This window comes from Shewanella electrodiphila (assembly GCF_023283985.1).
GTDB classification, from domain to species: domain Bacteria; phylum Pseudomonadota; class Gammaproteobacteria; order Enterobacterales; family Shewanellaceae; genus Shewanella; species Shewanella electrodiphila.
In genome coordinates, this window is the sequence record NZ_JAKIKU010000002.1 from 104,015 (window position 1) to 116,679 (window position 12,665).

Sequence of the window (12,665 nt, forward strand, 5' to 3'; positions counted from 1 at the left end):
TTAAAATGTAATAACGTTAATTTACTGCTTTGTCGTTAGTAAAACTCGATAGCCAGTAAATGAATAGGGAATCATGGCATTCATAAGTTACTTATGATGATTAGCATGAACTGTACCCGCAACTGTGATGTGGCATTAAATAACAAGCTAGCTTGTTCGTTTGCCCACTAAGTCAGATACCTAGCGTTATTTTCTTTGCTGTTTAACAGCGTTATGCAACCTAAGCGGGTGACTTAGGCGGAGTGTTAATGTTATTTATTCGTTCATTTTCCTTATCAGGTATTAATGCATTTTTTATCGCTAGCGCTGTAGGCGTTATCGCTAAGGCGACAAAGATATGAGTGCAGATATCCCTTCAGCGTTAAACGTTGAACACCTCAGTTGGTCTGCTGATGATAATCAGATCCTTTCTCGGGTCAGCTTTAGCCAAAACCAGGGAGAAATGCTTGGACTGATTGGCCCCAATGGCGCCGGTAAGTCGAGCTTACTGCGTTGTCTCTATCGTTATATCACCCCAGAGCAAGGCAATGTGAAGCTTTTTGGCCGTAACATTAATGGCTTTAGCCAAAAGCAACTGGCGACTCAAGTGGCAGTCGTTCAGCAAGAAACTCCGCACTATTTTGAAATGACCACTGAGCAAATTGTCGCAATGGGGTTAACGCCCCATAAAGGCTTGTTTGAAAGTGATTCTCCGTCGGATAAACAAGATATTGCTGATGCACTTACCAAAGTTGGTTTGCAATTAAAGGCCAAGCAGCAATATGAGCAGTTATCAGGTGGCGAAAAACAACGAGCATTAATTGCCCGTGCGATTGTGCAAAAACCTCAGCTGCTGATTCTTGATGAACCGACCAATCATTTGGATATTCGTTATCAAATCCAAATTTTAGAGCTAGTTAGGCAACTTGGGATCAGTGTGATTGCTTCTATTCATGATTTGAATTTAGCCAGTGCTGTGTGCGATCGCTTAATACTGTTAAATGCAGGTAAGTGCATTGCGCAAGGTTTACCAGATGAAGTGTTAACTGAAGCCATTATTGGTGATGTATTCGGGGTATGTTGCCAAGTGTCCAAACACCCTCAACACGGCAAACCTTTGATTACCTATTTTTATGGCTATCAAAGTGGTGGTCATAGTAAAGATGATGAAACAGAGGCAAGTTTATGACCCTAGCTGCATCATCGATGAAATATAAGCTATTAATTTTTGCGACCGCATTATTAACCCTAACGACACCTATTGCAGCATCAAGCTTTGGCGCTGCAAACATTAGTTTTGAGCAAGTACTTGGCTTATTTACCTCACCTTTTTTAGGCGCTGATGCTGACAGCACTAATGCCTTAACGCAACGAATTGTGTTTGAGTTACGTTTACCTCGAATTGCATTAGCCTTTATTGCTGGCGCAGGTTTAGCGCTCGCGGGCAGTGTGTTGCAAACTGTCACGCGAAATCCGTTAGCAGATCCCTATTTATTTGGTATAAGTTCAGGTGCCTCTTTTGGCGCAGTATTGGTGCTGAGTTTTTTTGGTAGCCAAGGATTAGTGCAGCAATGGCTGTCGGAGTCTGGTAGCCACTTAGCCGAGGCGATACTGCGTTCTGGCTGGTTTAGTCATGATGCCTGGTGGTCATGGTCATCACTCAGTTTGCCCATAGGGGCATTTATTGGTGCGTGTTTTTCAGTGTTATTGGTGTTGTCTTTATCGGGTTTTGGCCGCGCAAGCCAAGTTGAAAGAATGCTGTTATCCGGTGTTGCTACTTCATTCATGTTTGGCGCACTGACCAGCTTGGTATTGTATTTTTCTAGCCCGCAAGCTGCGGCGTCAGTGCTGTTTTGGAGCTTAGGCAGTTTTGCCAAAGCAAGTTGGCAAGGTCTGGTGATACCCGCTGTGGTGGTATCCGCCAGTATATTGATTATATTGGCATTTAAACGTCAAGTTATCGCGATACAGGCTGGCGATGAAAGTGCCCACTCATTGGGGGTAAATGTCGCCAAGCTGCGTTTGTATATGTTGGTATTGTGTTCATTAATCACCGCCGTACTCGTGGCAAGTTGCGGCGGTATTGGCTTTGTGGGCTTAATGATCCCCCATACTGTTAGGCTACTTTTCCCTGGGCAGCAGCCTATTTTAATTACCGCACTTGTCGGTGGATTATTTATGGTGTGGATAGATGTACTCGCCCGTTGCTTACTGGCTAACCAAGAATTACCTGTTGGGATTATTACGGCTGCTATTGGTAGTGTGTTCTTCCTATTTGTTTTACGCCATCGTCGTTAAGACGCTGTTTTGGAGTATAAAAATGTTTGCAGTAGATCCGGTTAACCATCATATCGATGAGCAGATCCAACATAAAATAAACCAAAAAACTAAGCCTTTGGGCGCGCTAGGTCTTTTAGAAACCTTGGCAAAGCAAATTGCTCAAGTGCAGTTTGCCAAACAATTTAATGGCAGACACAAATTGTCGATTAAAGAACCTGCAATGTTAGTTTTTGCAGGGGATCATGGTATTGCAGCCCACGGGGTGTCAATTGCACCGAGTGAAGTAACCAAACAAATGGTGGCAAACTTTGCCTCCGGCGGTGCGGCAATTAATGTCTTTTGTCGTCAAATGGGCTTAAACCTTGAAGTGATTGATTGCGGGATGCTCACCCCAAGTGACCATCCAAGTGTGACTAATCATCGACTCGGCTCAGGCACCCAAGCGATTCATCAAAAGCCTGCAATGAGCTTATTGTCAGTGAAAGATGGCTTTAGCTATGCCAATGAAGTGGTGCAGCGCCATTATGATTCAGGTTGTAATTTAATTGCTTTAGGTGAAATGGGCATTGGCAATACCTCATCTGCCGCTGCTGTCATGGCAGCTTTATTAAAATTAGATATTAAAGATTGTGTTGGCCGCGGTACGGGTATTAACGATGAAGCGTTTGCATTAAAAACCGAGTTATTAACTGTGGCGATGAACCTACATCGTAATAATCTTAATGATCCGGTTAATGTTTTGGCTTGTTTGGGCGGCTTTGAAATTGTGCAAATGACTGGGGCTATTTTAGCTGCGGCTGAAAAGAGAATGCTGGTGGTGATTGATGGCTTTATCGCGACTGCAGCAGCATTAGCAGCGGTAGCACTGCACCCAGATGCGCGAGGTTATTTAATTTTTGCCCATCAATCAGATGAGCAAGGTCATATCAAAATGCTGCAAGCGTTAGATGCTCAACCGATTTTATCTCTAGGGCTAAGACTTGGTGAAGGGACGGGAGCAGCACTGGCGTTACCGATTATTCAATCAGCTGTTAATTTTTACAATGACATGGCCAGTTTTGAAAATGCTGGTGTGAGCAATGTGGTTTAGGCTGCTATTAACATTAACGCTATCAAGGATTAGAGAATGTCTCAGGGTTCAGATATCGGCTCCTATTTCAATATGGGCTGGTTCAGGAAACAACTAAACTTACTGCTTATTGCAATGAGTTTTTTTACTCGAATTCCTATTCCTGCATGGGTAGAGTTTGATAGCGATAAGCTCAATAAAGCCAGCCGTTACTTTGGCGTAGTGGGCTTAATTGTGGGTGCTGCGAGTGCTTTGGTATTTTGGTTAAGTCAGTTTGTTTTACCCAATAGTGTTGCGGTGATCTTAGCCATTATTACTAGCGTATTAATGACTGGAGGTTTTCATGAAGACGGCTTAGCAGATACCGCAGATGGTTTTGGTGGTGGCTGGAAAGTTGCTGACAAATTAAAGATCATGAAAGACTCCCGCATTGGCACTTATGGCACCTTGGCAGTGGGTTTAACCTTACTATTAAAGTGGCAACTATTGGTTGAAATTGCACTTTATAGTCCACTAAAAGCGGCAATTGCGCTGATTGTGGCACATTCTTTAAGTCGAGTCGTTGCGGCGAGTATGATTTTCTCTGAGCAATATGTCACTGAAGATGATGGTAGTAAATCTAAGCCGTTAGCACAGCACCAGCATATTAATGATTTATTGATTTTATGTCTTAGTGGTTTTGCCGTCTTAGCTTGTTTAAATGGCCTTGTGGCATTTGTGTTGTTGCTGGTATTAGTTGCGCTTAGACAATTATTGATTTGGGGATTCAATCGTCAAATTGGTGGATACACAGGCGATACCTTAGGTGCGGCTCAACAAATTAGTGAACTGATGTGTTACTGCATCATGTTAACCATAGGATTGAATTAATGATCCATCTTGTTTTAGGTGGCGCGCGTTCAGGTAAAAGTCGTTATGGAGAAACCTTAGCGGCAACGTATGCTGAGCAGGTTTCTGAACAGGTTTCTGAACAGGTTTCTGAGCAATGTTCAGCGCAAAGCCCCAGTTGTATTTATATCGCCACAGCAACTGCACTAGATGAAGAAATGAGTCAACGTATCGCACGTCACCAACAAGACCGTGTTGATGCTAAAGTGAATTGGTTATTGATTGAGTCGCCACTGGCATTAGCATCCACCCTCATGGAACAAAGTGCTGCTGATAAGGTCATTCTGGTTGATTGCTTAACGCTTTATTTAACCAACCATTTAGTTGCTAGCGAAGAAACCCACCGCAATGGTGTAGATGATTTATGGCAGCAACAAAAAATTGCTTTGCTTAACGCTTTACCACAGCTCAAAGGTCATATCATTTTTATCAGTAACGAAGTGGGTTCTGGCATTGTGCCATTAGGTGAACTCACACGTCGTTTTGCCGATGAAGCGGGTTGGCTAAATCAAGCCATTGCCGAGCAAGCTGACAAAGTGACTTTAGTCGTCGCGGGTTTGCCATTAGCGCTTAAATAAACAGTTATTAAAAAAATCCCCAACTTATTGCCTATCGACGTTGAATTATTGGTAATAAATGCATCATAAACAGCAAAGCATGAAGGATGATTGGCATCAATGAGCAATCGAGAAAACTCAACCCTGGCTGAAGACGAAAAAGTCATTAGCGAGTTTAGTAATGATGTTACTGATCATAGTTATCAGGCTGGGGCTGCCTCAATCTTAATGGTGCAAGGTACAACTTCAGATGCTGGTAAAAGCACCTTAGTGGCTGGCTTGTGTCGGCTATTTGCCAGAAAGGGCACTAAAGTCGCGCCATTTAAACCACAGAATATGGCATTAAACAGTGCTGTGACAAGTGATGGTGGTGAGATTGGTCGCGCTCAGGCGCTGCAAGCTGTGGGTTGCTATCTCGAGCCTCATACCGACTTTAATCCAGTGTTACTTAAGCCCAGCTCAGATACGGGCGCGCAGATTATTATCCACGGTAAAGCGCTATCCACACTTGAAGCCAAAGCCTTTTTCGGGCCAGAAAGCCGTAACTATAAGTCGGTTGCAATGAACGCGGTATTGCAGTCGTTTGAACGGCTAACTTCTCAGTATGAAATGGTGGTTGTTGAAGGTGCAGGCAGCCCTGCAGAAATTAATTTACGCGAAGGCGATATTGCTAATATGGGCTTTGCTGAAGCAGTAGATTGCCCAGTGATTATTATCGCTGACATTGATAAAGGCGGCGTATTTGCTCACCTAGTTGGTACATTAGCGTTATTAAGTTTGTCTGAGCAAGCGAGAGTTAAAGGCTTTGTGATTAATCGCTTTAGAGGTGATATTAGCTTGTTACAGTCAGGCATTGATTGGCTAGAAAGTTATACCAATAAACCTGTGTTAGGCGTTTTACCTTACCTACATGATTTACATCTTGATGCAGAAGATGCCCTGGTTGATGCTCCTAATGCTTCCGTTGATGCTCCTAATTCAGACTTATCTATTGATGAGTCTTCACCAAGCTCATCGAATCAGTTGCAAGCGCAACAGAAAATTAAAGTGCTGGTATTAGTGTTTCCACGAATAAGCAATCATACCGACTTTGACCCTCTGAGATTAAACCCTTATGTGGACTTTCAATATGTGAGTATGCAAACCCAAGCGAGTAATAAGCTGTTTCCAAGTGCCGATCTTATTATTCTTCCTGGCAGTAAAAATGTCCGCGCCGATTTAGCTTTTATGTGTGTTCAAGGCTGGGATAAAGCAGTTAATCGGCACTTACGTTATGGCGGTAAAGTGGTTGGGATCTGTGGCGGCTATCAGATGTTAGGCGTGCAGATTGACGATCCAAATGGTATCGAAGATGTCGCTGGTAGCAGTAACGGCCTAGGATTAATTAACATGAAGACCGTGCTTAGCGAACATAAAATTCTTAAACAGGTCAGTGGAGAATTAACCTTGGATGGCCAGCTGGCTAGTGTCAATGGCTATGAAATCCACTGTGGGCAAAGCGAGTTCATTAACCCAAATGATAGTCAGCCTTTATCTTTGCAGTCGCAAGATAATACTGGAATTGACGATGCAGCCAAAACAGAAACGGCAACTAAAACCACAACTACAATTACAACCACAACCACAGCTACAGCCGTTGCAGGTCAAGCCTATTCAGAAGGTTGTGTAACCGCAGATAACCAAATTTTGGGCACTTATGTTCATGGGCTGTTCGATAGCCCAACAGCGTGCCAATTGATATTAACCTGGGCAGGGTTAGCACAGGCTCAAACGGTGGATATCAATCAGATAAGAGAGCAGCAATTAGATAGATTAGCTGATGTGCTAGAAGCGCATCTTGATATGGACAAATTAACAGGAAGTCTTGCATGACACAGTCTGACAATAACCTAGATAACAATGAAGCAGCAGATACTAAAGCTGAGCGTCATAAAGCGCGCCAGCAAAAACTCAAAGAAGGCGTAGATGCAAAAATTGCAGCGGCTCAAGAAGAGAAGGGTATTTTATTGGTGCTGACAGGTAACGGTAAAGGAAAATCAACATCCGGTTTTGGCGCGGTAACCCGTTGTGTTGGCCATGGACAAAAAGCTGCAGTGGTTCAGTTTATCAAGGGTGGCTGGGAGTGCGGCGAACGTAACTTACTTGAAAAAGTGGGTGTTGAGTTTTATGTCATGGGCACAGGTTTTACCTGGGAAACTCAAGATAGAGAGAAGGACGTTGCTGCAGCTGAGTCCGCTTGGCTAGACGCTGAAAAGTTACTCAAAGATGAATCTATTAATATGGTGTTACTTGATGAGTTAACCTACATGGTGACCTATAAATATATTGAATTAGCACGTGTTGTAGAGGCGCTAAAGAATCGTCCTAAAATGCAGCACGTTATTATTACAGGCCGTGCGTGTCACCGTGAAATCATCGAACTTGCAGATACGGTTAGTGAAGTACAACCCATCAAACATGCCTTTAACGATGGTATAAAAGCCCAACTGGGTTTTGATTATTAAGACAGTGAGCATGAATTCATAGGTGTCGTTGAGTCGTCAAACTCACTTAACGGCATCTATGACTAGGATTATTTTAATATACCAATTTTCACATCTAGCGAGTTCTACTGCCATCACCCATCACTTTCTCCTATTACCTCCTTCAACTATCACTTCCTTTTTAGTTAGCACTGCACATTGTGAGCTCACTTTTATCGCTTTTGATTGAATATTTGGGTTTGAATTTATATGAGCCTCAGTGATGCTGCATGTTGAATAAAAGTTAATTCAGGTGTTTTTATGCATTTTGGGGAGGATGTTAATTTTAATTTGTTTAAACTCGATTTTGAACGGCTTGTTTTATTAGCTTACCTTTATCAATTACTCGGATTTAAACCTTTAAAGTAACGCTTTGTATGAAATTGTATCTTATTTTAAATATGTTTTAATTTTTATTTGTTCTCTATTTCGTACTGTTTTTAGTTGTGGTGTGACTTTTATGTTTTACATTATTTTTAATTAAATCTTTGTTTGGGTTGGTTTTTATTGGTTTATGTTTTTTAGCTGTTTATTATTTGCTTGTGATTTATTTTTGGTGGTTATTAATGTTTAACCTTATTGTTCTGTATCTTGATAAATGACTTGTCTGTAACTGTATCGTCATATTGGTTTTAAGTTTATGTAATGTAAGTGGTATTTTTGTTTTGTTAAATTAATTGGCGGCATTGTTTTTGTGATGTAGCTCATATTGGTCGCCTTGCTATGGTGCTGTAACTTACTTAATATTCCAATGTTGATTAATTCTGGTTGTTGTGATTAATAATTAAGCATGTGTTGCGGTTGTGTAAAATTAGTTTGTGGGAATGCCTAATACATAAATATTAGAGCTCATCCATTTAAATATAATTTTTATTTACATTTTGATTTTTGAGTATTTTGAAATGTTGTCATTTTTACAAATGAACATGCTTCCGTTTGTTTTTCATTCTTGAATGTCTTTCGCCTGATTTTATATGAGTTTACTTGTATGGATAATCCTTTAGATATTCTTCTCGCCGATAAATCAACCTCACATTAATAATAATTAAGTCAGAATCCAACCTACAAGCTAAAGGTTGAAGTTCACTAATGGAAATAAACGCGATGCTTAGAAAAACTACAGTTGCAGTCGCATTGGCCTCTTTATTTTGTATATCAGCAGCTCAAGCTGCGACATTACAACAAAAGGACAATGGTGATTACCTAGATTTATACGGTGAAGTGGGTGTCGGAGGTCATTTCGGCACCAATTCAGATTATAACCACGATGAGTTTTACGATACCAAAGGGTATGTAGACGACAGCTTTGCCACTATGGGCATTAAAGGGCAACGTTCAAACTACATCTACCGACTAGAGCTGGATTATCAACGCAGAAATTGGCTTGGTGGTGACGGTGAATTTGAGTTGGCTATTGATAAGTTATATGTCGGTTATGTGTTTGATGACAATCATTGGATTGAACTTGGCTTAACCGATACCGCATTTGATGAATATGATCACTTTGGTGACTTTACCTTCAATAAATCGGTAGAAACGGGCGAAGCTGGCGATCAAGAAAACACGGTTAAATACGAAGCTAAATTCGAAAACCTTGTTTATGGCGTTTCATATTCTTATGAAGGTAAACATAAGAACGGATCACCACAAGGCGATATCGTTAATGGTTATGTTGGTTGGATGACCGATGTAGTCTCTGTTGTTGTAGGTCTTGAGACTCGTGGCGGCTCTGAAGGTGAATCTAAGTATGGCGAGCAACAGTTATTTGGCTTAGGTATGCGCGTACAACTGACTGATGATATTGCATTAGGCTTAAACGGTTTTATTGAAGATGAAGACTTAGCCACTCGCAAAAGTGGCGATGTGCACTTAGCTTATGAAACTTTCAGAAACTATGGTGTGACCCTTAGTGGTAAATACGACCTAACAGAGTCGTGGGAAATTATTGCGTCAGCAAACCATGAGCAATATGAAAGCTGGGATGTAGAAAGCCCTAACTACGACTATACCGGTTTGCCCGCTGAATATGGTAAAGACCGTCGTTGGGCGAGTGTCGGCTTTAACTATCGTCCTACCCGAGACATCGTATTGTCTGTTGAAGGCCGTGTTGGCGAAGCCCCAGAAGCCGGATATGCGTACGCACGCATGTATTTCTAGTTTCATTTCCAGTTAAAAACATATCGAGTTTACTATGAAGAAAACTTTTCTCTCACTGGCCATTGCCAGTGTTATCAGTGTCGGTGCTAACGCAGGCGTTAATGATCTACTGATCACTGAAATGGTACAGAAAAATTATGGAGCTGAAGTTGGCTCTGTTGAAATCACCAATACCCATGCTACTGAGTCATTTACGTTTACCGATGATACTGCTGCATTTATGTGGGGTAACGGCAAGTATGAAAATCAAATGTTATCAGCTGCGGGTGAGCCATTATTAACAGGCATTACCGTAGACGCCGGTAAGTCAATTGTTGTTCTTAATATCGCTGCTAGTGACGAATATAAGAAAATTATTACCGACAACGGTGGTGATTATGTGATTGGTGAAGGTAATGGTAATTACTCTGACTTCTACCTAAGTGGTAATGATGGTTTTTACATTAAAAATGGCGATACCATCATCGACCGTGTAGGTGCTGCAGACAATACTAGTGTTTGGGCTGAAGATACGACTTTACGTCGTCGCCAAGATGTTGAAGGTAATGCACCTGCACCGTCTAGCACTTTTGATGCATCTCAATGGGAAGTTATTAGCCCATTAGACATGACGACGGTTGGTGCTCCAAACCTTGCCGAGTCATATGTGCCGTTTGTTTGTGCTGATTTAACCCGTATTAGTGATATCCAAGGTACAGGTGGGGAATCACCGCTTAAAGGCGAAAATGTAGCAGTACAAGGTGTTGTTACAGCTGTTGTTGAGTTGCCAAAGAAAGGCTTTTATTTACGTGATGAAGTTGCTGATGGTAATCCATTAACTTCAGATGGTATTTTTGTTGAAAGTGGCAGCGCAGATAGCGAGTTAGTTGGACGTACTGTTTGTTTAGGCAGCGATGTTGCAGAAAGCTACGGCCAAACACAATTGATGGCTGAAAACTGGGAAATCACTAACAGTGACTTTACCGCAACAATAGCAACTGATATTGAAGTTTTAGACTCAGATGGCGGCTCGTTCGCAACAACGCTTGGCCGCTATGAAGGTATGTTAGTTAACTTACCGGAAGATCTACGCCCTCAAGCGGATGGCGTTTATGATATGCGAGTATCACGTAGCTTTAGCTTTAATTACGATAGCTACCGTAACAATATGACGCTAGCATATTTGCGTCCGAACATGCAGCCGAACCAGCTGAATGTTGCCGGCACGCCTGAATCTATTGCTGCTGCAGCGCAAAATGATGACTACCGTTTAGTCATTGAAAGTGCGACTAAAGCGGATAATGACAGTATCCCTTATTACCCTAACTTTGGCATTGCACCACAAGATAATTACATTCGCATCGATGACAGTGTTGTTGGAATGCAAGGTGTGATTAGCTATAGCTTTGGTGATTACAGCCTAACGGTAACTAACGAGTTAACCAGTACCAACTTTATCCATAATTTGCCAAGAACAGACAGCCCTGATATTGATGAAACGGTTGCAGATGACCAGTTTGCTATCCGTATCGCCAGTCAAAACTTGTTTAATTACTTTAATTCTCCATTTGGGGGCGATCAGAACCAGTTTGGTCAAAGCCGTGGGGCTGACACTTATAACGAGTTCATCCAACAAAAAACCAAGTTAGTAGAAGCGATTCGTGCGTTAGATGCTGATGTTGTTGGTTTGATGGAAATGGAAAACAATGGTTATGGCTTAAAGAGTGCTGTTGCTGACCTCGTCAATGAAGTCAACGTGTACTACAACGATGAGTACGCGAATAATCATGACAAGCCTTACTCAACAGAAAATCGCTATGTGTTTGTTGGTTTTGACCATAACGGCAATGGTGTTTTAGATGAGTTAGATGCATTGGGTTCGGATGCAATTGCAACCGGTATTATTTATCGTCCGAGTAAGTTAAGTATCGAACGTACTCGCGTGGTGACAATGCCACAGCAAAAAGCGCCGACTATCGTTAATGATAACAATGAAGTTATCAAAGACGGTAGAGATGAAATTTTAGAAAGTGGCCAAAATTATCATCGCGATGCATTGGTTGTGACCTTTAAAGTAAACCAAACTGGTAAGCGCTTAACCTTAGCGGTTAATCACTTTAAATCAAAAGGTTCAACATGTTGGGAAGATTGGCAAGGTGTTGAATTTGGCGATGCTACTACATGGACAGATGATGCCCCAGATTTAGACTTCCAAGGTTCATGTTCTGAGTTCCGTATTTCTGGTGCAGTACATTTAGCTGAAGAGCTAAAGTCTGTTGAAGGCGATACTATTATTTTAGGCGACTTAAATGCCTACGCTCAAGAAGATCCATTATTAGTATTGACTGAAAACCCACGTAATAAAGCGTTAATGGCGGCAAGCCATACTTTCGTGGGAACTAAGCCGCAATTTAATACTGATGGTTCACCTGTAGCTATTACACAAAGCTATGGTTACATCGATATTATTTCAAAAGTCTTTGAGGAAAAAGGTAAAACACCTTGGAGTTACTCATATAACGATGAAGTCGGTTCACTGGACCATATTTTGATTTCACCATCGTTAGAAGACCGTGTGATCGATGCTTCGGATTGGCACATTAATGCTGCTGAATCGAGCCTTTATGATTACAACAATGAGTACAAAGGCGATTACAGCAATGAATATAACAAGTTCTATGCTGAAGACCATTTCCGCTCTTCGGATCATGATCCAGCACTAGTGACCTTGAGTTACCTCCCTGGTGAAGCTGATTCAAGCACGCCTCTCTATCTCACTAACCTTAATAAGTTGATGAAAGTGCCGTATCAGATCCCTGAGGCTGCTGGCGCGATGGCGGGTGATATAGCCAAAATCAAGCTTACGCCAAAAGATGATGATGCCCAATTGGATTTGAGCCAATTAGTTGAGCCAAATGTGGTGTTAACCCAAGACGGTGCAACATTAGTGAACTTCGAAGTCTTTGGTGCGCCATCGGCAAGGTATACAGCCAAAGTATCACTTGAACGTGATGGTAATACTGTTGAAGGTTCAAGTATTTCACTGGATATTGAAGTGTCTAGTCGAGATGCACTTGTTGCTGAAATCGTTGAAGAAAAACATGATGGCAGTGGCGGAAGTACCGGGCTATTGAGTCTTCTTGGTTTATTTGGTTTTGCAGCGCTGCGTCGCCGTAATCAAAAATAAGTTGAACTGAAAAGATGAGGTGACAGTTAAGGCTGCACCTCATCAAT

Annotated in this window: 9 protein-coding genes and 1 riboswitch; all 9 genes read left to right on the forward strand. The window is 41.8% G+C overall.

The genetic code is table 11. From position 1 onward, the window contains the following. Positions 1–8 precede the first annotated feature (8 nt). A riboswitch (cobalamin riboswitch) is annotated at positions 9–202 on the forward strand. Between the two features lie 135 nt (positions 203–337). The 9 genes from L2737_RS04015 to L2737_RS04055 all read left to right on the forward strand — a co-directional run bounded on the left by L2737_RS04015 (position 338) and on the right by L2737_RS04055 (position 12,618). After that, positions 338–1,168 (forward strand): ABC transporter ATP-binding protein, encoded by an 831-nt coding sequence (locus L2737_RS04015; protein ID WP_248954875.1) that lies wholly within the window; start codon positions 338–340, stop codon positions 1,166–1,168. Next, complete coding sequence (locus L2737_RS04020) at positions 1,165–2,277, forward strand: FecCD family ABC transporter permease (protein ID WP_248954876.1); 1,113 nt, start codon at positions 1,165–1,167, stop codon at positions 2,275–2,277. Before L2737_RS04015 ends, L2737_RS04020 begins: the two co-directional genes overlap by 4 nt. A gap of 4 nt (positions 2,278–2,281) precedes the next feature. Then, on the forward strand, positions 2,282–3,349 hold the full coding sequence (gene cobT, locus L2737_RS04025; RefSeq protein WP_428848376.1) for a nicotinate-nucleotide--dimethylbenzimidazole phosphoribosyltransferase: 1,068 nt from the start codon (positions 2,282–2,284) through the stop codon (positions 3,347–3,349). Positions 3,350–3,421: 72 nt separating this feature from the next. Beyond that, on the forward strand, positions 3,422–4,198 hold the full coding sequence (locus L2737_RS04030) for an adenosylcobinamide-GDP ribazoletransferase (protein ID WP_248955108.1): 777 nt from the start codon (positions 3,422–3,424) through the stop codon (positions 4,196–4,198). Next, positions 4,198–4,794 carry a bifunctional adenosylcobinamide kinase/adenosylcobinamide-phosphate guanylyltransferase gene (gene cobU, locus L2737_RS04035; RefSeq protein WP_248954878.1) on the forward strand — a complete coding sequence of 199 codons (597 nt, stop codon included), beginning with the start codon at positions 4,198–4,200 and terminating at the stop codon, positions 4,792–4,794. The genes L2737_RS04030 and cobU overlap by 1 nt, the downstream gene beginning before the upstream one ends. A gap of 207 nt (positions 4,795–5,001) precedes the next feature. After that, positions 5,002–6,645 (forward strand): cobyric acid synthase, encoded by a 1,644-nt coding sequence (locus L2737_RS04040; protein ID WP_248955109.1) that lies wholly within the window; start codon positions 5,002–5,004, stop codon positions 6,643–6,645. Further along, positions 6,642–7,277: a cob(I)yrinic acid a,c-diamide adenosyltransferase gene (cobO, locus tag L2737_RS04045; RefSeq protein ID WP_229369364.1), complete on the forward strand. Its 636-nt coding sequence runs from the start codon at positions 6,642–6,644 to the stop codon at positions 7,275–7,277. The genes L2737_RS04040 and cobO overlap by 4 nt, the downstream gene beginning before the upstream one ends. A gap of 1,122 nt (positions 7,278–8,399) precedes the next feature. Continuing rightward, on the forward strand, positions 8,400–9,452 hold the full coding sequence (locus L2737_RS04050) for a porin (RefSeq protein WP_248954879.1): 1,053 nt from the start codon (positions 8,400–8,402) through the stop codon (positions 9,450–9,452). Positions 9,453–9,486: 34 nt separating this feature from the next. Then, positions 9,487–12,618 (forward strand): ExeM/NucH family extracellular endonuclease, encoded by a 3,132-nt coding sequence (locus tag L2737_RS04055; RefSeq protein ID WP_248954880.1) that lies wholly within the window; start codon positions 9,487–9,489, stop codon positions 12,616–12,618. Positions 12,619–12,665: the final 47 nt, after the last annotated feature.

Bases quoted from the DNA above. Each gene is read 5' to 3' on its own strand.
- L2737_RS04015 (WP_248954875.1), top strand. From the start codon at position 338: ATGAGTGCAGATATCCCTTCAGCGTTAAACGTTGAACACCTCAGTTGG.
- L2737_RS04020 (WP_248954876.1), top strand. From the start codon at position 1,165: ATGACCCTAGCTGCATCATCGATGAAATATAAGCTATTAATTTTTGCG.
- L2737_RS04030 (WP_248955108.1), top strand. From the start codon at position 3,422: ATGGGCTGGTTCAGGAAACAACTAAACTTACTGCTTATTGCAATGAGT.
- cobU (WP_248954878.1), top strand. From the start codon at position 4,198: ATGATCCATCTTGTTTTAGGTGGCGCGCGTTCAGGTAAAAGTCGTTAT.
- L2737_RS04040 (WP_248955109.1), top strand. From the start codon at position 5,002: ATGGTGCAAGGTACAACTTCAGATGCTGGTAAAAGCACCTTAGTGGCT.
- cobO (WP_229369364.1), top strand. From the start codon at position 6,642: ATGACACAGTCTGACAATAACCTAGATAACAATGAAGCAGCAGATACT.
- L2737_RS04050 (WP_248954879.1), top strand. From the start codon at position 8,400: ATGCTTAGAAAAACTACAGTTGCAGTCGCATTGGCCTCTTTATTTTGT.
- L2737_RS04055 (WP_248954880.1), top strand. From the start codon at position 9,487: ATGAAGAAAACTTTTCTCTCACTGGCCATTGCCAGTGTTATCAGTGTC.